Origin of the sequence: Desulfogranum marinum (assembly GCF_016918565.1) — a bacterium.
Lineage (GTDB): Bacteria > Desulfobacterota > Desulfobulbia > Desulfobulbales > Desulfobulbaceae > Desulfogranum > Desulfogranum marinum.
Genome location: NZ_JAFFQD010000012.1, coordinates 81,033 through 103,644, shown reverse-complemented (window position 1 = coordinate 103,644; position 22,612 = coordinate 81,033). Strand labels below are relative to the sequence as shown.

The window sequence follows — 22,612 nt, the reverse complement described above, 5'->3', positions numbered from 1 at the left end:
AGCCATGCGAAAGCCTCTTGGCAAGACGTCTTTAGGCCGGCCGCAGTTTATTTACGGTTGCCTCTACTTTTTGGCTTCAAAGAGCCCAAGGCAACCATAAGCTAAAATAAAGGAGGAAAAAATGTCATTCAGTTCATATCTCGTTGGAACCTGGGAAAGGAGATTTGGCCTTGGCACTACTATCCAAATCGTTAACCCCACTCTTGATTATGTAGAGGTCCTTATCGCGTTCCTTGACGACAAAGAAGAATGTCTCAAGACAATGAAATCGGAACTTAGCCCAAATGATATATGGGAGATTCCAGTCCCTAAATTAAAGAAGAAAAAATTTGGAGTAGTGAAAGTCATTTCCCACCGAGACCACAAAGCAGAACTTGGGATTGTCGGTTTCCAAAGGCATATTTTGGCAATACCCAAGCCCGTAGAGATAGCATTCTCTGAGGCCCCTTTAGCAGCTATTCCAAAAAAATACGCACAACCTGAACTAGAAAGGTTATTGGAAAAATGTCCGCATTAGAAAGTGTGAAAAATAACGCCTTCGCCTTGAACAGATGTGATCCGGGAACTTCTCGGATCACATTATATGTTACCGGACATAATCAGATGCTTTGCTGATAAAAACATCAACGATTGTATCGTTCAGCAGGAGGCCGACAAGATGGGTGTAAAAAAGGCAGGGGAAAAGAATGAGACGCGCTATAGTGATTGGGAAATCAATCCGGAAAATGCTCGGCATCCCATAAAAATCCCCCGTAGACTCCACCCCGAAATGACAGTCATGAAGACTATGCACGAGGGCAAAATCGCCTATCTTCGTTTCTGGAATTTCTGGGTGCGCGTCGGAACACCTGCCCATGAGCCAACCGACACCTTTTTTCATAACTACGAAAGCGGATCAAAACAGGTTCGGAATCTCCTGACAGCTATCGGCGTCCCCACCACTTGGCCGCGTACAGAAAAAGAAATCTGGAAAAGAATTGCAGATGTGTGGAGCTGGCTTGGAGGGAATGTTCGTGTCGACGGCACGGCCTATAGCACCATAACTGCAGCCGACCGTTGGCCATCCATCAAAGAGTTGGCTACATATTTTGCCGATCACGATGAGCTTGTCTGGTCAGCCTGTTTTTCCAAGGCACATCTTTTTGCGGTTTTGCTGGGTCGTGTCCTGCCCCGCTGGCATGTCTTTATTGCATCCGCCCACCATACCGAAGGCGGTGCCCCTCCAACCGCATCGCATGTCTATGTTGGGATCTATTTAACCGGACGATGGTTTTACCTGGATCCAACAGCGGTATATTCATCCCCCTTTCCGTCCTTTTCCAAACGGAGGTCAATAGGCATTTTTAAAACCGTTGACTATCAGCACCCCTTCTCAGCGAGACCGGTCCCCCTCTCGCCGTTAGATAAAGTGCCGTATCTGGAAAAATAAACCTAAGGCGTAGAAGTCTATACGTTATCTAGACATATCAACCCGGATTTCGGGCTAACTCCCGGAGAAATCTGGGCTAATACCGTTAAGGGATATCCAGCCTCGGAGAAATACTGGATTGCACGGCACAGTGATCAGTTCTTTGACGATGTGGAATACGCAACTAAGACGGGAGATAAGACAAATAGGAAGGTTACCGTGTTAGTTGACCAAAAACACTGGACCGCTCTTTGCTGATTTAAGCATTTCGGAAAATATTGAGGTAGGTACAGGTTTACTGAAAAAATACCCCTGATAGAGTGAGCATCCTTTTGAGTTCAGGTAAGATAATTCTATTTCTGACTCGACACCTTCCGCTATGATCTCAAGGCCCAAATTTTGAGCCATTATAATGATGGTGTCAATGAGTACGACTTTTTGGTCGGCACCTGTAATCTCGTTGACAAAAGAACGGTCTATTTTAAGAGTATTAATCGGTAATTTGTTGAGGTAATTCAGAGAGGAATAACCAGTCCCGAAATCATCAATAGAAAACTTTATCCCCAACCCCTGAAATGCAACTATTTGCTTCACGACCCGTTCACTGATTGAAATCAAGCTCCCTTCCGTCAATTCAATACCGAGGTGAACGGGATCGGTTCTTTTTGCCATGAGGGTATCATGAACGGTGTCGAGAAAATTTGGTTCAGAAATATTTTTGCCACTGATATTGATAGAAATAGTCTGATTATGGGCAAGCAATCCGTCATCAGACCATGATTTTATCTGCTCGCATGCAGATTCCAATACCCATCTATCAATATCCGCCATAAGTCCATTCTCTTCAGCAGTATCAAGAAAGAAGCCAGGGGCCAGCACCCCCCGTTGCGGATGATTCCAGCGCAGTAGCCCTTCCGCACCAATAAGATTGCCAAGTCGATCGACTTGTGGCTGGTAATAGAGGGTAAACTCGTTATTGTTGAGGGCATTTTTTATCTCAAAAGTGAGCTGAAGACGCTTGTCAGCAGCCTTCTGCATGTGTGGAGAAAAAAAACGGATCGTGTTACGACCGTCTTCTTTTGCCTTGTACATAGCACTGTCTGCCTGTTTGAGAATATCATCCACACCTTTTTCCGGCTTTGGGAAAAGCGAAACACCGATGCTAAGGCCCGTGTGCATTTCGTAGCCAGAAACCTTGCAGGGAGCAGAGAGACATAGGCGGATTTCCTCCGATATCATACCGGCCTTATTTGCAGCCAATTCCATTTCTGAATCAAGTTCAGTGAGAATGACAACAAATTCATCACCGCCCATTCTTGCAGCCGAGTCCTCTTGGCGAATACATTCCTTAATGCGCTTGGCCACGAGTTTCAATAATTCATCACCGATAGAATGACCTAAGGAGTCATTTATGGTTTTAAAGTTGTCAAGATCAATAAACAAGAGAGCGCCAAAATATCCGTGTCGAGTTGCTCGTGACATTTCTTCGCTAAGCTTGTCAAGTAGGAGTCGACGATTCGGTAGGCCTGTAAGAAAGTCAAAGGTCGCGTGATAATAGAGCTTCTCTTCAAACAACTTTTTATCTGTGAAATCCTCAACAATGCCTACTCCTCCTATCGTATCTCCACCAGCAGGCTGGATGGCTTTAAAAAAAGCGCGAACAGGTGTTGTTTGATTCCCGGTCACTGACCTGTAGTCACCTTCGAAATAACCACTCCCTTCGATCAAAGACTGCTCGACCGCCTTTATCATCTTTTTGTCTTTAATTTTCGTTAGCATGGCAAAGCCGAAAAGCTTTTTCCTGGTGGAGCCGAGCAGATCAGCAAAGTACTTGTTGCAATCAACGATTATGCCCCTCGTGTCATAGTGAAGGATGCCGACAGGCGCACTGTTGAAGATGTGACGATAACGCTCTTCGCTTGTCTTAAGAGCTTTTTCCCTACCAATGCTCTCAAGCCTGAGGTCAATATTATCTCTTATGGTTCCATGGATCTTTTTTGCTCCGGAAAGAATTACAGCCCATAGAATGAGCACAAGTAGACCAATGAATCTATAGCCTTCACTTTCCTGTAGCATCAGCATGCGTATGGCAAGTGGAAGGAGAACAATAGATTGAAACCCGATGACAACGGGAAGACTGGAGCAGTGGGTAGAGAAAGCACCGGCAGAAATGCCGACCAAGACCAGGAAAAAAACCATCTGGTGCAGTTGACTGGACAGAGGAAAAAGGAAAAAAGAGGCCATTCCCCACATAATCCCTGCACAATAGGTTCCTATCAGGAAATAACGATACCAGGGAAGAATTGTTTCCGCGTTGGGTTTAGTTTTATTATAAAGAAAGAAGAGTACAACCCTGCTTATTGAAACCAGTACAAAGGCTGAAAACCAGGAAAAAATGAATACATGCTCAATAACCTCTCGCTGAGACCAGCATAGCAAGGTGCCCGCAAGTAAAGAGACAAACATTATCACCATGCCATCTGTGTACAACAGCTTTACCTGCTCTGCGAAAATTAGTGCTGATTGCTTGCTTGTTGTTTTCATACGGGCATGATCATATGAATAATTTATTGTGGTTACTTATATTTTATGACAACGCAATGAAAATGTAAAATTTCATTGCCATGACAATTCCTCTACCCAGCATCCTCGTGTATTGGTTAAATGCGTCCGACTTCGGGGATAGCCACAATAGCCGCGCCCAGATTTGTAGAATCCTCATATGCTGATAAATCGAATAGGTACCATTCTCTTTTTTGACGCATTTATTGCCAAAATACTGAAAAAAATGATACCGGATGGACTAAATAGATATACCCTAGACAGCCCAATAACAATCGGCAACGGTGGAAAAAAAAGGAAAGATATACTACGAAAAAACTATTTCTAAAAAGAGATCAAATCTCTTATTTATAGATTATATTTTTTGTTCGATTTTAATAATCCAACTGTTTTGAAGAGTAATAAATAAAACTCACCACCGCATTACTTGAAAGTATGTAATGCGGTGGGAGCAGAGATATTTTTAAACCTTAAATTTTGATACAAGAGCTGAAAGGTTTTCTGCCAGCTTAGAAAGTTCATCCGCTGCTGTCTGAACATGCCCACTTGATTCCTTTACATCAACAGACCTGTCTTTGACTTGACTAACCCCTTCCGAGACCTCGTTGGTCATCGTACTGCTGTTCGCAATATTTTGATTAACCTCTGTGATACCAAGAGAAGCCTGATTCACGTTTTCAACGATTTCATTTGTCGTTATGGATTGCTCTTCTACAGCTGAAACTATGCCTTGAACGATTTCGTTAACATCTGTTATGACGCTGGAAATATCATTTATGTCGACAATTGTACTGGATGTTTGTTGCTGAATGTCTGCAATGGCATCCCTGATGTCTCCTGTTGCATCTGCAGTTTGTTTTGCCAATTCCTTGATTTCGTTTGCTACCACGGCAAAACCTTTTCCTGCCTCGCCGGCTCTTGCGGCTTCAATAGTCGCATTAAGGGCCAATAGGTTAGTCTGCTCTGAAATGTCTGTTATAGTTTCAGTTACCTTGCCGATAGACTCTGCAGCTGTTCCAAGTGAAGTAACAACTTCCTGGGAGCGTTTGGATGCATCGACTGCTTCGAGCGTTGTGCCGCTCGCCCTGGCACTATTTTCTGCAATTTCTTTAATCGTTGCCCCCATTTCTTCCGTTGCAGATGCTATCATGTTCAAGTTGGTGGCAGATTCTTCCGAAGCTGCAGCGATTGAACTCATATTAGCTGAAACCTGATTGGCGTGATTCGCAGATTGATCTGCAACGTCGGTTGTTTGATCAGCGTTACTCACGAGTTGATCCGAGATGGCTGCCAGTTCTGTCGCTGAAGCGGCAAGAGCCTCAGATGATGCATTGATCTGGGTAAGCATTTCATTCGAACTGGAGACCATATTATTCAACGAATTGGACAGGGAGCCAAGGGCGTCTTTTGACTGGACATCAAAAGAAACCCGATAATCGCCTTCACCAACTTTGGCCGCAACATCAGCAATGGATTTGACACGGCCGTTGATGAGTCGAACAAGGCCTAAGTTCAAAAGGGCTCCGACCAAAAATGCTATGCCGCCGACAATAACGGCTTCATTTCTTAATCTCTTATCAACACCATTAATCATGTCCTCTCTGCCCATTCCTATTCCCAACCAGATTCCCCATGGTTTGAAAAATTCAAGAATAGCGACTTTCTCTTGTCCAGCTGATGATGTGTATTCAATGAAGCCTCCTTTATGTGTTTTAAAAGAAGGAACTTTATCAAATACGTTTTGATCGGGACCATGGGTCGGATGTATCAAATAATCCCCGTTTTCTGCATAAGCATAGAAATAGCCTGCTCCCATTTTGGTGCCGCTCACGAGATCGCGTATAGAATCATTTAACATAACTGAGCCTACGAATATGGCTCCTATTATCTTTTGGTTAGCATCATGAAGAGGGGCATAGGCTGTTACATACCAGTCATCGACAACGTATGCCTTTCCAAAAAAGGTTTCTCCCCTCACAACTGTTTTGTAAACAGGACTGTCTGAGGCAATAGAGGTACCAGTAGCTCGGTTGCCATTTTTTTTGATAACGGATGTTGAGATGCGTAGAAGTTGATTGTCAACCAGTTGAAATATGGTAGCTTTAGCACCGGTTTCTTTGGTCATCTTATCGACAAGGTTGGTGTCGGAGTAAACAGCTTTTGTTCCCTTTTTCATGACAGGGATAGTCATTCCACCAATTGTAGTAGTGGAGGAATCAATAGAGAGATCCTCACCCGAGGTCATATCATATTCCAATATTTTCAGATCACTTTTTAACTTTTTGATCAGTTCTTCGTTTAACGCTGTCAAGCTATTAATCATTGCAGTGTGTACTGTGGTCAATCCCTCTTCGCCCAGATCATAAAGGCCTTTGGTTGACGCTCTGTTGGAAGTGAAGAACATAATGCTAATGGTAAAAATCAATATGATAAAGACGATGGCGTACATCAAGGTGGTGTATTTAATACTTCTTAAATTTTCTAACATAAAAAAACCTTTATATTTCCTAGTAAACATGAACTACGCTTCATAGGTAGATGCTATCGTAAAAAAATTGAGATAGGAAATTATTTTTAATGAAACGTAACTTCAGCGAAGATCTAAAAACTGACAATCTACTGCGAACTGTTACTGTTCAGTAGTGCTCCAAATGTTCACAAGCTGACCGATTAGCAGATAAGATCCGACTTCGATACATCGGCAAGCTTGGGGGGCAGATCGTGGAAAGTTGGAATGCTGCTGAATAGTAACGTTTGAGCAATTAACCTTGCCATTACAAAATTCTTCGCAGCACTCTGGGTAGTAACCTGGACAGGGGAATGGGACGTGGAAGTGAAGCTTGCCTTTCATGAGCAAGAAAAAGCATCTCCTTTGCAGGCCGCACACTGACATCTGATGCTTACCAGACGAGGTTGCGACAATCACTATTATCTCAACGTTGCCATGATGTAGCAGTGTTGTTCTTTGTCAGGTCGACTTGAAGTAAACAATTGATACAGCGACAAGATAAAGCTGTCGTTTTTTTTTAGCAGTGGAGTAACTTACCCAGAGAGAGGAGTGTAAAAAGATCCACAATAGCGGAGGGGATAATGCCATGAACCCACAAGCCAACTTTAGAATATGTTAACTGGTTAGATTCGCCTCCTGAAGTTACAAGGAATGAGCCTCGTAAAATTTGCTGGTCGACATAGCTGCAAAGAATCCAAGAAGACAAAATAACTCGTAAAAACTTCGCTAGAGTATCAGAAGAGGCGGCAAAAAAGTGGAAAAGCTTTCATAAAGATAACGCCAAGGCATTGGGATTTGAAATTGAACGTAGTGCAATGAATATGGATGAGAAACTATTTATCGAGTGATATGAATGCGTAAAATATTGATTGTCCTGCCTAAAAAAATGCAGAAGCATGACAGTCTCTGTCCTTTATCGAGTCCCGGGTACGACACTACCAAATTATTTTACAACTCGTTGTGATGCCTCACAATTCCTAAGGAGGACTGCTATTGTCTGAGCTTGAAGATCTAAAATCACGAATGGCAGAACTTGAAAGCGAAAGAGAGCGTTTGGGCGAAGAAAATAGATATCTAAGGGAACTCTATGATCGCTCTCCTTTAGGATATCAATCCCTGGATGAAAATGGCTGCCTCATAGAGACAAACCAAGCCTGGTTAGATATTTTAGGTTATTCAAGGGAGGAGGTCATTGGTAAGAATTTTGGAGAGTTTCTAGCCCCTGACTGGCAGGAACACTTTACAAAAAACTTCCCCAAACTCAAAGCGATAGGTGAAATACTTGGCTTTGAATTTGAAATGGTAAAAAAAGATGGTTCTCTTCTGTTCGTCAACCTTGATGGAAGGGTGGGCACAACCGCCCATGGTCAATTTCAGCAAACGTATTGTATTATTAAAGACATAACTGCTCAGAAAGAGGCGGATCAGCAACAAAGGAAGCTTGAAGCGCAGCTATTGCACACTCAGAAAATGGATGCGATCGGTCAGTTGGCAGGCGGCATGGCTCATGATTTTAACAATATCCTGCAAACTATTACAGGGTACACCTCACTTCTCCAACTACAAATTCCACCCTCAAGTGACTTAAACAGGTATCTAGAACCAATCCTCCGGGGCTGTGAGAGGGCGGCCGAATTGATACAGCAGATTTTGGCCTTCGGCAGAAAAGATCAAGATGCCTGTCCTATGAATCCATCTCCTTCTGTGCAAGAGGCGCTCAAGCTGCTTCGCTCAACTTTGCCTGCAACAATAGAAATCCAGCAAAAAATTGACCCAGATTGTGGAATTATTCTGGCCAGTCCAATCGGTATCCATCAAATTCTTGTAAATCTCTGCACAAATGCCTTGCACGCGATGGAAGCTGAAAAAGGAATATTAACAGTTAAGCTACAAGAAATTATTTTGAAACCTTCTGACCTGGTAGATAAACCCAATATACCTGAAGGACCGTGTGTTGAACTGGTGGTCACAGATACTGGTTGTGGTATTGAAAAAAGTCAGCTCAAATCTATTTTTGAGCCTTATTTCACAACAAAAGAATTCGGCAAAGGTAGTGGCATGGGCTTGGCCATAGTCCATGGAATCGTTAAAAGTTTTGGAGGGCACATTCACGTAAAAAGTCAACTGGGCAAGGGAAGCGAATTTTACATTTATTTTCCAGTTGTTAGCCCCCCCCCCTGTTCCATTTGATTCGGAAACGAAGAAGACTGTCCTCACCGGCAATGAAAAAATCTTGGTTGTTGATGATGAGGAAAATCTCGTTTTTATGTATAAAGAAATTCTAGAGGAACTTGGGTATACAGTCGTGAGTACAACCAGCAGCAAAGCAGGACTGGATGCTTTCCGGGCCTCCCCGGAAAAATATGATGTTATTATTACCGATCAGACCATGCCTCACCTTACAGGGGAAGAATTAGCAATTGAAATGTTAAAAATTCGGCCTGAAATTCCCATAATCCTGTGCACAGGATATAGTTCTATGCTTTCAGAAAAAAAAGCCCAAGGAATAGGGATTAGAAAATTTATAATGAAACCGGTTACGAGAGAAAAAATAGCTATTGCCGTCAGGGAGGTTTTGGACCAGTAGGTCATAGGTCTAATAATACCTGTCCCATCTCTGAGCCGGTTGATCTACTGCCTTTTCTCCCAATCTCTTGGTTATGTTAAAAAACAATCCTCAGAGGGAAGCGTAGACTCCGATATCAACTATATGCATACGGTTATTTTTTCATCATGCCTCGGAGGCTTCGCTTACCTGACCTTGAACGAAAATTCCAGCAAATCAACAGACTCATCTATACCGCCGATTAGAATCAAAATTTTACCCCCTGGGATGCCTTAGCCTACGATTCACAAATCACTGACGCACTTAATGGCATCTCAAACTAGATAACTCACGCAAGTATCAAATTCGTTAACTCGCCCTTCAACAAGCCGTTTATTGGAGCGCTCACCATAAGCAAACAAAGAGTAGAAATTTCGTGACATCCAAACCCCGAAAAAGCAAATCTCCATCCCGTAAGCAACAAACTCAAACAGCAAAAAACAGCTCTGCAAGAGCAACAGCCATTGACATTCTCCTTGGCCGGCAGACTGCGAATACGCCGGTTGATGGCTTTTTCAACAAACTGACTACACAGCTTTCCCCGCGGGATAGAGGCTTTGCAAAAACACTTGTCTACGGCGTTTTGCGCCAAAAACAATACCTAGACTTCATCATTGAGCAATTCTCCAAACACCCCTTGAAAAAAATGAAGCCAAGGACGTTGGTTACCCTTGAAACAGGAGTGTATCAGCTCCTGTTTCTGGACCGTATTCCACCATCCGCCGCTGTGCATGCAACAATCGACACCTTAAAAGATGCGGGACAACCTCGCTGGCTGCAGGGTTTTGCCAACGGCATCCTGCGAAACGTGACCCGCAAAAAAGACGCCCTGCCCACGCCTGAACAAGCGCAAACAAAAGGGTACCCAATCCTCAACCACCCAGGTTGGATGATTGATAGATGGCAACACCAATTCGGCAAGAAAAAAAGCGAAGATATCTGTCGCCTCAACAATACCGAACCACTGCTGACTCTGCGGGTAAACACCCGGGTTATGCCAAGAGGCGAACTTGTAACAGCTTTTACCCAACAAAACATAGAAGCTGTCAACTGTACCCACAGTAACCTGGGGATACACCTGCCTTCCTACACAGGAATGGTGACCGACCTGCCCGGATTCCCGCAAGGCGCCTTCCAGGTACAAGATGAATCAGCGCAACTCGCCACGGTATTGCTAGGCTCACTCCATGATAAAAATCGAATATTGGATGGTTGTGCAGGTTTAGGAGGAAAAACCAGTCACCTTGCACAACTGGTAGCTGACCATGGGGAAATAATAGCCGTTGAACCAGACCAACGACGTGCAAACCTGCTCCTTGAGAACCTCACTCGCTTGCAGCTCAATCAACAAACGACCATTGTCCAATCAAGCCTGGAGGCATTTGCGGCAACTCGCCCGCAGGGGTTTGACGCCATCCTGCTCGATGTCCCCTGCTCCGGTACCGGTGTGATTCGCCGCCACCCCGACATCCGCTGGAATCGATGCCCATCAGACATTGCTGAGCTCCAAAAAAATCAAATACAGCTGCTTACCATTGGTGCATCACTGCTCAACCCTGGCGGTATCTTGGTCTATGCGACCTGTTCAATGGAGCCGGAGGAGGATGAGGAAAACATCGCCCGTTTCCTGGCTGCCACACCAAACTATTCCATCGTGGATGCACGTACTTTGCTCCCTGCAACCGCTCATTGCTTTGTTGATGCACAAGGCCTTTTCAAACCACTGCCAACACCCACCAACGACGGTTTTTTTGCAGCGGCTCTCCAGTACGCTCCTGCCTTGTAGTTTAGGCCAACAATGCTTATAATCGTTCGCCAGACATGACCCCGTTGACTTACTGTCTTTCCGCCCAATTTCTCGGAGTCTAGCGTTTAGCTCGTATAATGAAAAACAATCACTGGAATATCAGATACATACCTGCGGCAATTTTTTTCATCATGCCTCGGAGGCTTCGCTTACCTGACCTTGAACGAAGATCCTAGTAAATCAACAGACTCAGAAATCCCCTCTACTTAAACAAGGAGTTTATACATAATGGCTGAAATTAAATCCACCATGGACCTGGTAATGGAAAGAGCCGCCCGTATGGGCATGGCCACATCCGACGAAATGGAGCAGGATGCTTCCCATAAAAAAGGGATGCAACTGGCTGCCGAATTTCTCAACACACAGGCAGCACCATTGACCGAAACCCTTGATCAACAGCCAGAACCACAGCAAAACTCCATCCGCAAGGGTATGCTTGAGGTGCTACTGCGTAACGTTTTCCTTGCCCGCGATGAAGAGGCAACCAAGCGTATCGACACCGCCCTCAAAGGCATCATCGAACTAGGAGGCGGGGCAAGTGACCTTGCAGCAATGTGCGGTGAGCTGCAAAGTATTACCGGCCAGTACGGAAAACACAGAGAGCAGTATTACGAGCAACTCAAGGGACAGGTACAGATGCAGATCGAACAAATGCTGGCCCAAAAAGGAATGTCATCAGAGGGGTTGCAAATCGACCCAACCCTTGAGCCCCAATTCAAAGAAGAGTGGGCACGCATTGAGGGCGATCTCAACGGGCAATACGAGCAGGCCCTGAACCAATACCGCGAGCAACTCAAACAACGACTCGGTGTGTGATAATGGACAAACGATCTCATCTTCAACGGGTAGAAAAACTCCAGAAGACCTTAAAAAAAGAAAAGATAGACGCTCTGCTTGTCACCCAACCGGAAAACAGACGCTACCTCAGTGGATACACGGCCGGTGACCATGGCATCCAGGAGACATCCGGCATATTGCTCATCCCCAGCAGCGGTAAACCCCACCTGCTCACAGATTCCCGTTTTACCTTGCAGGCTGAAGAGGAGGCTCAAGGCTACCAGGTACAAAATTATCCCAAAGGCCCTATTAAGCTGCTTAAAAAACTACTGCCTTCACTGGATGTTGCGACCCTTGGCTTTGAGAGCAACTACACGCTTCATTCCACAGCAGCCAGCCTTTCGAAAATGGCTGAAAAAACCGGCATCACTCTCAAGCCGGTTAGCGAGATGATCGAGCGGATGCGGATCATCAAATCCGAAGAAGAGCTGGAACTACTTCGCGAATCCACCCGGTTGAATGAACAGGTTTTCAAAATGGTGTCCAATAGTATTGAACCGGGTATGAGCGAACGGGAAGTTGCCTTGGCAATTGATCTGACCATGCACGAATTGGGTGCGGAAAAACCGAGTTTTGACACCATTGTCGCCTTTGGAACCAACGCGGCCAAACCCCATGCCGTCCCAACAGACAAAGTCCTTGAAACAGGGCAGCTGGTACTGATTGACATGGGCCTGATTTACAAGGGGTACTGTTCAGACATGACCCGTACCTTTATCGCCGGCAAGCCGGATTCCACCTTCAAAAACAGAGTGCGAATTGTACGCAAGGCTCAACTTGCCGGCATGAAGGCTATCCGCAGTGGTGCAAGCTGCAAAGATGTTGACCAGGCGGCACGGCAGGTCATCAAGGACGCAGGTTACGGCAAGGCCTTTCAGCATAGTCTTGGTCACGGTGTAGGCATTGCCGTTCATGAAGAGCCGCGACTCTCCCCCATGAGCCGCAAAAAACTCAAGACAGGCATGGTAGTGACGGTTGAGCCGGGAATCTACCTGCCGGAGTGGGGCGGTATCCGCTTGGAAAACATGGTTATCGTCAAAAAGAACGGCTATGAACTGCTCAACAAAGACACGACCTTTCTTGATCTCTAGAAGCCAATCTGATCAGCAACCGCTCTATGCCTGCAAAACGCTTTGCTCTAGACACCAACGTACTACTCCATGACAGTGATAGAAGAGCAGGGCAAACTCAAGAAGAACAATGACCAACTCTGACAAAAAGCCGTGACGTAATTCGCACCCTTTATCACTTGCGGACGACTTTTTTCAAATATAAAAAAGCTTTAAGGAAAACCATGCGATATTTCATGATTGATGAACTTTCTTTTCTTGAGAAAGACAACCTTGACAGTTATCTCAAACGATCTCTTAAACCCGGTTCCCTGGAAGGGGTATTCTTCCTGGAGGTACCACCGGACCTCTTGGGCGAAAAGCAGATCGGTCATGATGACTGCGGCCCTTTCTACTTTTCAGTCATTTTGGAAGAAGGCTCTATAAAATTTGAATTGCTCGTTCGCAGTGCAAGCAATATGCATTGCTCCTGTATCGCCCAGGCAACGCCGGCCCAACGACAGTTTGTTCTCGACTTTGCTGATCGTATGCTCACAGAGGAGATGATCGCTGCATGAAAAATCAGCACATTCCACTCAATGAAAGGATCATTTTTGCGCTGGATGTGGCTGATCCGACACAAGCGGCTGCCCTGGTTGAACAGCTTGATGATCAAATCAAGTTTTTCAAGGTTGGCCTGCAACTTTTTTTTGCCGGTGGCTGGTCGGTCATTGATCATATTATAGGCCGGGGCAACAAGGTGATGCTCGATCTCAAACTCTACGACATACCTGCCACTGTCACTCTCGCTGTAAAACAGTTTGCGGACAGAGGGGTCGCCCTGACCACGGTGCATGGTTACACTCCGGTTGTGGAAGCCGCTCTAGCAGCCGGCACCGATATAAACATTCTTGCAGTGACTGTGTTGACCAGCATGGGAGAGGAACACCTGAAAGAGCTTCATTTTCAGGGAACGGTTGACCAGTTGGTTGCACAACGCTCAGCAGCAGTGCTTGCCTGCGGTAGCCACGGTATTGTCTGTTCCGCCAGGGAAGCAGCAGCACTCAGGAAAAAACTGGGGCAGGATTTCATTATGGTCACGCCGGGTATACGCCCTGCCGGTTCTGCCGCCAATGACCAGCAGCGCATTGCCACTCCAGGCAAGGCCATCGCAGACGGTGCCGATTACCTGGTCGTTGGCCGACCTATCCGAGATGCCGATAATCCACAGCAGGTTATCGCTGCTATGCAACAAGAAATTGGCACAGCCCTGTAGCCTGACAAGCAATATAATCTTTTAGGGTACATTGTAATAGTAAGGAGAAGCGTCCTCATGCGCACCAACAGTCCGACAGCTGCTTTTATCCTCGGCCTCCTCATTGCACTTGGCCTTATCGGTGCTGCTTTTGTCAGCGGTAAAGCTCTCCTTTCCTTTAAAGATGCTGACCGCTATGTCACGGTTAAAGGCCTGGCAGAAAGGGAGGTCGATGCCAACCTGGTAATCTGGCCGCTTTCCTTTGCCGAAGCAGGCAATGAGCTGGCCGGACTTTATGAAATAATGCAGAAAAGACAGGCCGCAGTGACCACTTTTCTGACCTCGCGCGGCATTCAGCCGACCAATATCACCGCCAACCCTCCGGACATCACCGACTTTCAGGCAAGAAAATACAACCCTGCCAACCAGCAGCGTCAGTATCGCTACCTTGCCCGGGCTACCTTGACGGTACGCTCTGAAAATGTTGAGCTGGTTCGTCAGCTGATGGGTAAATCAAGCGAGCTGATCAAACAGGGGATCGTTTTGACCGGAGACCAATATCAGATGCGGCCGGAATTCCTGTATACCACCCTCAACAGCATCAAACCGGATATGATTCGGGAGGCAACTGAGGGTGCCCGTAAAGCTGCAGAACAATTTGCCCGTGATTCTGGAAGTGCTGTCGGCAAAATCAGAAATGCTCGCCAAGGCATTTTCTCAATCGTCGACCGTGACCGAAACAGTCCTTACCGTAAAATAATCAGGGTTGTCACCACGGTAGATTATATGCTCACTGATATATGACAAAGCGGTCATCCATTTCACTCTCTGCTGCCACCGGTGAAATACTCTTCACCGGTGGCAGACAGATAACGAGTGCACTCAGCAGCAACATCAACCTGCTTCAATAAACGGTAAATGCTAACAGGTAAAGTACGTTGCTAAACCTGTAAATACAGGATGATCGCCGGTGTATCGAACCACTCCTTCCACATCTGAAAGTTTTTGTATCTGTTTCATTATCTGGTCCAGCCGTTCTTCCTCCCTCACCTGCAAGTAGATCTTGCTGGTTTCGCCGGTAGCAACCGGTAAACAGACAATCCCCTCCACATTATAGGCGCGCCTGGAAAACAAGCCGCATACATGAGACATCACGCCGGGGTGATTACGGACAAGCAGTTCCAAAACGGCAATGGGCTGATTGTTATGCGCACTCATAATTCCCTCCAATCATAACAGAGTTGGCTGCACCCGGTGGGACAATGGGGTAGACCTCTTCATCTATACTTATCGGAATATTTATCAGACTGGGTCCAGGCGTCTGCAGGGCAACGGTGAGTAATTCGTCGAGAACCAGGGTGTCGCGCGCATCAAATGACTTCATTCCAAATCCCTTGGCAATGGTAGCTAAATCAACCTGGTGCTCATACTCTGACGCAAAGATATGTTCGTTATAAAATAATTTCTGCTGCTGACGAACCAGACCAAGCGATTGATTGTTGAGGACAATCACCTTGACATTCACATCATGCTCTACAGCGGTCGCCAGTTCCTGAATATTCATCATAATACTACCGTCGCCGGTAATACAGACCACTGTTTTATCTGGATTTTCCAAAGCCGCACCTATGGCTGTCGGCAAGCCGAATCCCATGGTGCCGAGACCACCTGAGGTCAAGAACCGGCGCGTTCGATTAAAGGGATACACCTGGGCGGTCCACATCTGATGCTTGCCCACATCTGTTGCCACAATGGCATCCTCACCTACAATCTCGGCGATCCGCATAATGATTCCATAGGGACTGCTGAAGTCAAAATTTTCAGAACAGAAAAACGGATGCCTGGCGCGGAGCAGTTGTATGTGTTGATTCCACGATGATCTCGCTCTACTCTCGACAAGGGGCAGCAAACGGTCCAGAGTGTCACGGATGTCGCCAACCAAGCCGACGTGCGCCTCTTTGAGCTTACAGATTTCACAGGGGTCAATATCAATGTGGATAATCCTTGCCTCAGGACAAAACTCGCCGATTTTCCCTGTCGCCCGATCATCAAATCTGACTCCGGCAGCTATCAGAAGATCGCACTCGTCAAGCATCATATTGGTGGAACGGGCGGCATGCATACCTAACATCCCCATAAACAGATCATGCTCAGGTGGAATAACACCAAGCCCCATCAGCGTCATAGTGGTCGGCAAGCTGTTCTTCTCTGCAAAAAAACGGGCAACAGCACCCGCATCACTATGTACAATCCCTCCCCCCACATAGAACACGGGCCTTTTGGCGTTGTTAATCATCGCAGCAGCCAGGGTCAGATCATCCTGGCTGTGAACAACAGAGACAACAGCAGATGCAGGGATGGGCAGTTCTTCTATGTCAACGATATCGAGCTGTACATCTTTTGGGATATCAATAAGCACAGGACCTGGCCGACCGGTAGTTGCAATATGGAATGCTTCAGGGATAATCCGCAACAGATCCTGAGCTGAGCGGACAAGGAAATTATGCTTGGTAATGGGAATGGTCAACCCATAAACATCCACCTCCTGAAAGGCATCTGTACCAATCATGGACAATGGAACCTGACCGGTTATACAGATCACCGGAATCGAATCCAGATTGGCATCGGCAAGGGCAGTGACGATATTGGTTGCTCCGGGACCGGAGGTCGCAAAACAGACAGCCGGCTTCCCGCTTGATCTGGCCATTCCCTGAGCGATAAATCCTGCACCCTGCTCATGCCTTGCCAGTACATGCCGAATCCGCGAAGAACGCGAAAGGGCATCGTATAAGGGCAGGTTAGCACCACCGGGAATACCTGCAATGGTCTCGATTCCATACTCCTCCAACAGCCTTATGGTCAGTTCTGCTCCTGTTAACTGCTCCATGACACACCTCCTCTTTTTCCATGTTTGGCTGTCGGCTGCCTTTGCGGGAGCAAAAAAAAACCCCCGCCGGCTGGCGCCGACAGGGGTTAAAAAACTATTTTCAGTAACCGCTACGGCGCCTCGCTCCTCACATTAATAATCACCACGACGACCACTGCTACCACTACAAACAGCTTTGTAAAATCAGCTATGTTGAGAGTGGAAAACAGGTTGTGGGACATGCGAAAACGCCTTTGTATATGGGTTATTGTTACTGTATGTGAAAATTATCGATACCAAGCTTGCCGGGCTGCGTCAAGAAGAAAAAATCACCGCTCGCGACAAAAGCCCTGCCCTCATCCTCCTCTTCTCCGTGGTGGGGTAACGAAAACTTCCACAAAAAAACGAAACAATTCTAAGCATATGCGAAAAAGTGTAAAACACAACACTTGCAACAAACTACTACATCCTTAGTTTAAGAAAATTAAGCAACGAAAAGAGATTTGAAAACCTTTCCGCATCTGAAAAAAAATCCTGTCCCAATGTGAATCAAATTGTAGGTACTGAGCGCTGGTAGCATTACCAGCCTTCCGTAACTTATTCGCCTATACAAGTAAAAGCATGCTGCCTTATAAGCAGCATGCTTTTTTTAACCTTCCAGATGCATGTGGAGCATGGTTTCCGATTTCAGCGTATCGAGCACAAAGGACGTTTTGATATTTTGAATACCAGGGATATGGGATAGCTTGTCGTTGATAAACGCCGTGTAGGTTTTCATGTCCTTGATGGCCACTTTCAGCAAAAAATCCACATCACCGGTCAGCTGCAGACATTCGAGTACTTCCTCCAATTCAATCAGCCGCTCCTTCACAACCTGCAAAGAAGATATCTGGTGCAGGCTCAGACTGACAATAATGATTGCCAGCAGGCCAAACCCTGCCTTTTCACGATCCAGAATGGCAGCATATCTATCTATTACTCCGAAAGATTCCAGTCTCCTGACCCGTTCCAGCATTGCAGGAGGGGAAATGCCAATTTCCTTTGCTAATTTTGTATTGGTGATCCGCCCATCTTGCTGCAATATGTTCAAAATTTGGATATCTATTTTATCAAAGGCCATAATCCCCGTACCAAGCAACACAGGCTAAATTTAATTTTATTAAGACTACGACCAATATCACCTTATTTTATTCACTTTACAACCAAAACATACACCTCTTTTTCGACGAATAAAAGCTCCCGCCAAAAGCACAGACTAAACATCTCCGATAGATGTAAAGCCTGCCACGGTGACGGTTTTGTCCCTCGTCGTCGTGGTATAATCCTGCCGGCGGATCAACCAAAAAATTTGAACCTGACGCCGCCTAAAGTGATGAAAAGTCGGGGCGAAAAGCAAACAAGGGCCGATATTTTTTCATGCTCCACCAACAGCCGTTAATGAAGGACCAGCCTTGGAAGTAAACTCGAAACCACCCACTTGATAAACTCCAAAAGACGTTATACAAACCGGACAAGATAAAAGACTGTTGGCATTTGGATAAAGGTTGATGTATACGTTTATCGTATTTATAAAATTTTCTCCATCCAACACGTGTTGAATGGAACTTATTAAACTCTATCGGAGGTATTATCCATGGCAGAATTACAGCTTGACCAAGAAGAATGTATCGGTTGTGAAGCATGCGTTGAAGCATGTCCCGAAGTTTTCGGTTTTGACGATGATGAAACCAAAGCATTTATAATTGAAGGTGCTGACACAAGCGCAGATTGCGTTGAAGAGGCTATTGCTTCGTGCCCAGCTGGATGCATCACAAACGACTGAGAAAAACATGGCCAGTCTTGGCCGACAGCCTTGGCTGACCATGTCCATCCCCTTGTACGGGATTGGAAAAGTTCTACGCACCTTCTCCATAGCATTTTTTTCGTTGTGGCAACGAATTTCACCAAAAACTTTCCCCTTAGCCACACCTAACCACTCTTAGTCACAATATACCATCATCGTAGGCCAAAATACCTGCACAGTCTTCGTGCAACATTCCCCGACCACCACTGTCTTCTTTGAGCCATGGGCCGTTGAATGCACTGTGGGTTATTTCCGCACGCCTTTTATAGAGACCGATAATTGAGCCTGTTGACCGGGTAGAATGTTCGTTCAAATTTGCCTTAGAAAAGGCCCCATTTCCAACATGGTAAACCTACACATACCAGGCCTGATCGAAAAACTGATTGTTTCAATGTACCCTTAAGCTGTAAACGGCGGCCTCCGGTTAACCTGTTATTACTAGTTAACGATGGTAACATTTTTCCTTTTTTATGTGCATATACTCTTTTTACTTGACCCCTGAGTTCCTTCAATTATACCGTGCTTCGAATTAACAGATACCCCCATCCACCATATCTATTTAATGGAGTATAGTATGCCGAAACAAAACACCATCTTCCACTACTGCCTTGCATTGGCCGTAACACTTTTGTTTGTCCAGCCCTCACTTGCCGCAGACAAAGAAAAACTGATTATTTTCCATGCCGGCAGCCTTTCCGTTCCGTTCAAAAAAATCGAAAAACAATTTGAAGCACAGCATCCGACCATTGATGTCCTCCGCGAATTTGGCGGCAGCACCAAGATGGCCCGCATGATTTCCGAACTGGGCAAACCAGCCGATATCATGGCTTCTGCTGACTATGTGGTTATTGACAAAAACCTCATTCCTAATTTTGCCGATGTCAACATCCGATTTGCCACCAATCAGATGGTCCTCTGCTATACTGACAAAAGTAAATATGCTGATGAAATCAACAGCAAAAACTGGACAGAAATTCTTACCAAACCTGATGTGGTCTGGGGCCACTCAGATCCTAATCTTGATCCATGCGGCTACCGAAGCCTGATGGTTCTCCAGCTTGCTGAGAAATATTACAAAAAAGAAGGGCTCTACAATACCTTGATCGAGCAACGTAAAAAGCAGTGGGTTCGTCCCAAATCAGTAGAGCTGATTTCCCTGCTCCAATCCGGCAACATGGACTATGCCTGGGAATACCTCTCTGTTGCAGTACAGCATAACTTGAAATATGTAACCCTGGATAACCAGATAAACCTCAGCGATTACAGCCATAACGATTTTTACAAAAATGCAACCGTCGAAGTTAGTGGTAAAAAGCCTGGAACAACCATCGAAAGAAAAGGCAAGTCCATAACCTATGGCATCACCCTGTTGAAAAATGCACCAAATCCACAAGCAGCAGATATGTTTCTCCAGTACCTTTTGGACCCCAACGGTGGCATGGCAGTACTCAAGGAAATGGGACAGCCTCCTTTTATTCCAGCTCGAATTGCTTCCGAGGAAATGAAAGGCAAACTTTCTGAGGGAATGCAGGCATTAGTAGAAGTGAAGAATTGATGACATCGTAAAAATCCATCACTTTCTATCCGAATGTACGAGCAGACCTGCCGGGGAGATAAATTTCCCGGCAGGTCGATCGGAGAACAATTTTGACCCAAAAGTACAACTTACGCCTTTTTACCCCGCTTTGTATAGCAGCAGGGACGATGGTTCTGCTTTTTATCCTGCTGCCACTGTTTGAAATGGTTTCCCAACCTTCCTGGAATGACCTACGAGAAACCATTGCCGATGAAGAGGTCAGGTCGGCAATCTTTTTGTCGCTTACCTGCTCTGCCTCTGCAGCAGCAATCTCTTTCATTTTCGGCACCCCCATGGCCTACCTGCTTGCCCGCACCGACTTTACCGGCAAAAAGGTTGTTGAATCCATGATTGACCTGCCAATAATGATTCCCCACCCGGTGATCGGCATTGCCATTTTAAGCCTTTCAGGAAGAAACCACTGGTTGGGACAATTTTTCCAAGATATCGGCATCCAGCTCCTAGGTACGAAAACCGGCATCATCACCGTACTTACCTTTGTTGCTCTGCCGTTCTATATCAACACGGCCAAGGCAGGTTTCCAGGCAGTCCCTTGCCGCCTGGAACAGGTAGCCAGAAGCCTTGGTGCCGGACAAAGTGCTACTTTTTTTCGGATTACCGTACCGCTTACCTGGCGGCATATGATAACCGGCTTTATCATGAGCATGGCCAGAGCAATCAGCGAATTCGGTGCCGTGGTTATTGTCGCTTATCACCCTATGATTGCACCGGTTCTCATGTATGAACGATTTACAGCCTACGGCCTTAAATACTCCCAGCCTGTTGCGGTTTGGCTTATCCTGATCTGCCTTGTCTTGTTCTTGCTTTTACGAGTAGTCTCCTCACCGATTGGAAAGAAAAATTGATTCGAATTAACCAGCTCACATACCAATTTCCCAATTTTACCCTGGGACCGATCGACCTCCACATAGAGCAACAGGAATTTTTTATTCTTCTTGGCCCTACCGGTTCCGGCAAAACCGTCATCCTGGAGTCCATCGCCGGCCTGCAGAAACCGCATAGCGGAGATATCTTTTTATTTGGTAAAGATGTCACCCGAGTGGCTCCTGAAAATCGCCAAGTCGGCATCGTGTACCAGGACCAGGCACTTTTCCCACACTTGACTGTCCAGGAAAACATTGAGTTCGGCCTTCGCTATCAAAAAAACAAAACCAAAGCAAGCAAGGCGGTGCTGGCCGGAATTATCGATACCCTTGGATTGGCCCGCCACCTCAAAAAATCAACCACCAAACTCTCAGGAGGAGAAAAACAACGGGTGGCGCTTGCTCGCGCACTGGCCATTCAGCCGCAGGTGCTTTTGCTGGATGAACCACTCTCAGCAATAGACCCCTGTTTCCGCAGCGATATCCAGCGGTTGCTCAGACAGCTCCATGAAACCCTTCCAACCACCTTTCTTATGGTTACCCATGATTTTAACGAGGCATTTTATCTGGCTGATACAGTGGGAGTGATAAGCAAGGGCATACTGGAGCAGACCGGCACGGTGGAAGAAGTCTTTCAACGCCCCAAAAATAAGGCAGTCGGCGAGTTTGTGGGCATGCAAAATATATTCACCCCGCAACGGGAGGGGAGGAGTTTATATTTTGCAGGGCTTAGAATAGATGCAGAAAAGACATCAGAGGGCAGGAATGTTGGTCTTCGTCCCGAGGACATCACCGTCGGTACCACTCATTCTTTTCCCGACGGGTTTATGGTCGGCAGGGGAATCCTGCAATCGATGACGCTGCAGGGTTTTGGCTGTGAAATGACCATTGACTGTGAAGGCAGCACTTTCCTTGTTCACGGTGATAAAGGAAACATTAGAGACAAGGGTTTAACCATCGGCGAGCAGATTTACCTTGGGTTTCATCCGGATGCTGTCCATTACTTTTAGCCTTTTTTAGTTGTCTCCTTCCTTTTGTTTTGCCTCAGCAGCATCCCTGCTGACCCGACAGCAATCATTGCTCCAGCACCAGATACAAAATAACTGTCCGCCTGCCACTACCATTTGCTCTATATCAGGGTCGATTTCTATCCCGCAGCCTTCGCAGTACATTTTTTTGGGCTTAGTCATATCAACATTCTCAATATACATAGTATCAAAAAATGCTATGGGTAAACAGACACTTCAATTGTCACGGAAAGCAAAAAAAAATGGTTTTGCTTATCGAAGAGAACCTTTCCCAGTATACACTGAAAAATTATCTTTTTATTATTAAAAAGACAGCGCCATCATCCCTTACAAGGAGTTATCCAGAGGCTTTGTTAACACACAACAAGTTAAAGAGCAGCGCG

Annotated in this window: 21 protein-coding genes; 14 read left to right on the top strand and 7 right to left on the bottom strand. The window is 45.9% G+C overall.

The annotated features are described in order from the left end of the window. Window positions 1-121: 121 nt before the first annotated feature. Both JWH17_RS08875 and JWH17_RS08870 read left to right on the top strand, forming a co-directional pair. Window positions 122-517: a hypothetical protein gene (locus JWH17_RS08875; RefSeq protein ID WP_205222241.1), complete on the top strand. Its 396-nt coding sequence runs from the start codon at window positions 122-124 to the stop codon at window positions 515-517. 141 nt (window positions 518-658) lie between these two features. Then, window positions 659-1,429 carry a transglutaminase-like domain-containing protein gene (locus JWH17_RS08870; RefSeq protein WP_205222240.1) on the top strand — a complete coding sequence of 257 codons (771 nt, stop codon included), beginning with the start codon at window positions 659-661 and terminating at the stop codon, window positions 1,427-1,429. A gap of 201 nt (window positions 1,430-1,630) precedes the next feature. Here JWH17_RS08870 and JWH17_RS08865 read toward each other — a convergent pair whose 3' ends face one another. Continuing rightward, complete coding sequence (locus tag JWH17_RS08865) at window positions 1,631-3,952, bottom strand: EAL domain-containing protein (protein ID WP_205222239.1); 2,322 nt, start codon at window positions 3,950-3,952, stop codon at window positions 1,631-1,633. Window positions 3,953-4,433: 481 nt separating this feature from the next. Further along, on the bottom strand, window positions 4,434-6,458 hold the full coding sequence (locus JWH17_RS08860; RefSeq protein ID WP_205222238.1) for a methyl-accepting chemotaxis protein: 2,025 nt from the start codon (window positions 6,456-6,458) through the stop codon (window positions 4,434-4,436). Between the two features lie 1,014 nt (window positions 6,459-7,472). Between JWH17_RS08860 and JWH17_RS08855 the strand changes: the two genes are divergently transcribed. The 8 genes from JWH17_RS08855 to JWH17_RS08820 all read left to right on the top strand — a co-directional run bounded on the left by JWH17_RS08855 (window position 7,473) and on the right by JWH17_RS08820 (window position 14,836). Then, complete coding sequence (locus JWH17_RS08855) at window positions 7,473-8,669, top strand: two-component system sensor histidine kinase NtrB (RefSeq protein ID WP_205222237.1); 1,197 nt, start codon at window positions 7,473-7,475, stop codon at window positions 8,667-8,669. After that, window positions 8,641-9,066, top strand: coding sequence for a response regulator (locus tag JWH17_RS08850; RefSeq protein ID WP_332468396.1), 426 nt, complete (start codon window positions 8,641-8,643; stop codon window positions 9,064-9,066). Before JWH17_RS08855 ends, JWH17_RS08850 begins: the two co-directional genes overlap by 29 nt. A gap of 394 nt (window positions 9,067-9,460) precedes the next feature. Beyond that, on the top strand, window positions 9,461-10,870 hold the full coding sequence (gene rsmB / locus JWH17_RS08845) for a 16S rRNA (cytosine(967)-C(5))-methyltransferase RsmB (protein WP_205222235.1): 1,410 nt from the start codon (window positions 9,461-9,463) through the stop codon (window positions 10,868-10,870). A gap of 249 nt (window positions 10,871-11,119) precedes the next feature. Further along, a complete protein-coding gene (locus tag JWH17_RS08840) occupies window positions 11,120-11,707 on the top strand; it encodes a DUF6657 family protein (RefSeq protein ID WP_205222234.1) in 588 nt (195 codons plus the stop codon). A gap of 2 nt (window positions 11,708-11,709) precedes the next feature. After that, window positions 11,710-12,819 carry an aminopeptidase P family protein gene (locus JWH17_RS08835; RefSeq protein ID WP_205222233.1) on the top strand — a complete coding sequence of 370 codons (1,110 nt, stop codon included), beginning with the start codon at window positions 11,710-11,712 and terminating at the stop codon, window positions 12,817-12,819. A 203-nt stretch (window positions 12,820-13,022) separates the two neighbouring features. Next, the gene (locus JWH17_RS08830) at window positions 13,023-13,355 is read left to right on the top strand and encodes a hypothetical protein (protein WP_205222232.1); all 333 of its coding nucleotides are present in this window, start codon (window positions 13,023-13,025) and stop codon (window positions 13,353-13,355) included. Beyond that, entirely contained in the window at window positions 13,352-14,053 is a 702-nt protein-coding gene (pyrF, locus tag JWH17_RS08825; protein ID WP_205222231.1) for an orotidine-5'-phosphate decarboxylase, read from the top strand. Before JWH17_RS08830 ends, pyrF begins: the two co-directional genes overlap by 4 nt. A 57-nt stretch (window positions 14,054-14,110) precedes the next feature. Continuing rightward, window positions 14,111-14,836 (top strand): SIMPL domain-containing protein, encoded by a 726-nt coding sequence (locus tag JWH17_RS08820; protein ID WP_205222230.1) that lies wholly within the window; start codon window positions 14,111-14,113, stop codon window positions 14,834-14,836. A gap of 117 nt (window positions 14,837-14,953) precedes the next feature. Here JWH17_RS08820 and ilvN read toward each other — a convergent pair whose 3' ends face one another. The 3 genes from ilvN to JWH17_RS08805 all read right to left on the bottom strand — a co-directional run bounded on the left by ilvN (window position 14,954) and on the right by JWH17_RS08805 (window position 18,018). Next, on the bottom strand, window positions 14,954-15,250 hold the full coding sequence (ilvN, locus tag JWH17_RS08815) for an acetolactate synthase small subunit (RefSeq protein ID WP_205222229.1): 297 nt from the start codon (window positions 15,248-15,250) through the stop codon (window positions 14,954-14,956). Next, window positions 15,237-16,919, bottom strand: coding sequence for an acetolactate synthase large subunit (gene ilvB / locus JWH17_RS08810; RefSeq protein WP_205222228.1), 1,683 nt, complete (start codon window positions 16,917-16,919; stop codon window positions 15,237-15,239). Before ilvB ends, ilvN begins: the two co-directional genes overlap by 14 nt. A gap of 628 nt (window positions 16,920-17,547) precedes the next feature. Continuing rightward, window positions 17,548-18,018 (bottom strand): Lrp/AsnC family transcriptional regulator, encoded by a 471-nt coding sequence (locus tag JWH17_RS08805; RefSeq protein ID WP_205222227.1) that lies wholly within the window; start codon window positions 18,016-18,018, stop codon window positions 17,548-17,550. Between the two features lie 513 nt (window positions 18,019-18,531). On the opposite strand from JWH17_RS08805, the gene JWH17_RS08800 reads away from it, so the two are divergent. Then, window positions 18,532-18,720: a ferredoxin gene (locus JWH17_RS08800; protein ID WP_205222226.1), complete on the top strand. Its 189-nt coding sequence runs from the start codon at window positions 18,532-18,534 to the stop codon at window positions 18,718-18,720. A 160-nt stretch (window positions 18,721-18,880) separates the two neighbouring features. Here the strand turns inward: JWH17_RS08800 and JWH17_RS08795 are convergent, their stop codons facing one another. Beyond that, on the bottom strand, window positions 18,881-19,054 hold the full coding sequence (locus tag JWH17_RS08795) for a hypothetical protein (RefSeq protein WP_205222225.1): 174 nt from the start codon (window positions 19,052-19,054) through the stop codon (window positions 18,881-18,883). 261 nt (window positions 19,055-19,315) lie between these two features. On the opposite strand from JWH17_RS08795, the gene wtpA reads away from it, so the two are divergent. The 3 genes from wtpA (at window position 19,316) to JWH17_RS08780 (ending at window position 22,211) form a co-directional block, all read left to right on the top strand. Beyond that, window positions 19,316-20,296 (top strand): tungstate ABC transporter substrate-binding protein WtpA, encoded by a 981-nt coding sequence (gene wtpA / locus JWH17_RS08790; protein ID WP_205222224.1) that lies wholly within the window; start codon window positions 19,316-19,318, stop codon window positions 20,294-20,296. A gap of 149 nt (window positions 20,297-20,445) precedes the next feature. Further along, a complete protein-coding gene (locus JWH17_RS08785; protein WP_205222256.1) occupies window positions 20,446-21,183 on the top strand; it encodes an ABC transporter permease in 738 nt (245 codons plus the stop codon). Next, complete coding sequence (locus JWH17_RS08780) at window positions 21,180-22,211, top strand: ABC transporter ATP-binding protein (protein ID WP_205222223.1); 1,032 nt, start codon at window positions 21,180-21,182, stop codon at window positions 22,209-22,211. The genes JWH17_RS08785 and JWH17_RS08780 overlap by 4 nt, the downstream gene beginning before the upstream one ends. A gap of 6 nt (window positions 22,212-22,217) precedes the next feature. Here JWH17_RS08780 and JWH17_RS08775 read toward each other — a convergent pair whose 3' ends face one another. Continuing rightward, entirely contained in the window at window positions 22,218-22,391 is a 174-nt protein-coding gene (locus tag JWH17_RS08775) for a hypothetical protein (protein WP_205222222.1), read from the bottom strand. Window positions 22,392-22,612 lie beyond the last annotated feature (221 nt).

Coding starts and splice junctions, on each gene's coding strand:
- JWH17_RS08875 (WP_205222241.1), top strand. CDS start 122: ATGTCATTCAGTTCATATCTCGTTGGAACCTGGGAAAGGAGATTTGGC.
- JWH17_RS08870 (WP_205222240.1), top strand. CDS start 659: ATGGGTGTAAAAAAGGCAGGGGAAAAGAATGAGACGCGCTATAGTGAT.
- JWH17_RS08865 (WP_205222239.1), bottom strand. CDS start 3,952: ATGAAAACAACAAGCAAGCAATCAGCACTAATTTTCGCAGAGCAGGTA.
- JWH17_RS08860 (WP_205222238.1), bottom strand. CDS start 6,458: ATGTTAGAAAATTTAAGAAGTATTAAATACACCACCTTGATGTACGCC.
- JWH17_RS08840 (WP_205222234.1), top strand. CDS start 11,120: ATGGCTGAAATTAAATCCACCATGGACCTGGTAATGGAAAGAGCCGCC.
- JWH17_RS08835 (WP_205222233.1), top strand. CDS start 11,710: ATGGACAAACGATCTCATCTTCAACGGGTAGAAAAACTCCAGAAGACC.
- JWH17_RS08830 (WP_205222232.1), top strand. CDS start 13,023: ATGCGATATTTCATGATTGATGAACTTTCTTTTCTTGAGAAAGACAAC.
- pyrF (WP_205222231.1), top strand. CDS start 13,352: ATGAAAAATCAGCACATTCCACTCAATGAAAGGATCATTTTTGCGCTG.
- JWH17_RS08820 (WP_205222230.1), top strand. CDS start 14,111: ATGCGCACCAACAGTCCGACAGCTGCTTTTATCCTCGGCCTCCTCATT.
- ilvN (WP_205222229.1), bottom strand. CDS start 15,250: ATGAGTGCGCATAACAATCAGCCCATTGCCGTTTTGGAACTGCTTGTC.
- ilvB (WP_205222228.1), bottom strand. CDS start 16,919: ATGGAGCAGTTAACAGGAGCAGAACTGACCATAAGGCTGTTGGAGGAG.
- JWH17_RS08805 (WP_205222227.1), bottom strand. CDS start 18,018: ATGGCCTTTGATAAAATAGATATCCAAATTTTGAACATATTGCAGCAA.
- JWH17_RS08800 (WP_205222226.1), top strand. CDS start 18,532: ATGGCAGAATTACAGCTTGACCAAGAAGAATGTATCGGTTGTGAAGCA.
- wtpA (WP_205222224.1), top strand. CDS start 19,316: ATGCCGAAACAAAACACCATCTTCCACTACTGCCTTGCATTGGCCGTA.
- JWH17_RS08785 (WP_205222256.1), top strand. CDS start 20,446: ATGGTTCTGCTTTTTATCCTGCTGCCACTGTTTGAAATGGTTTCCCAA.
- JWH17_RS08775 (WP_205222222.1), bottom strand. CDS start 22,391: ATGACTAAGCCCAAAAAAATGTACTGCGAAGGCTGCGGGATAGAAATC.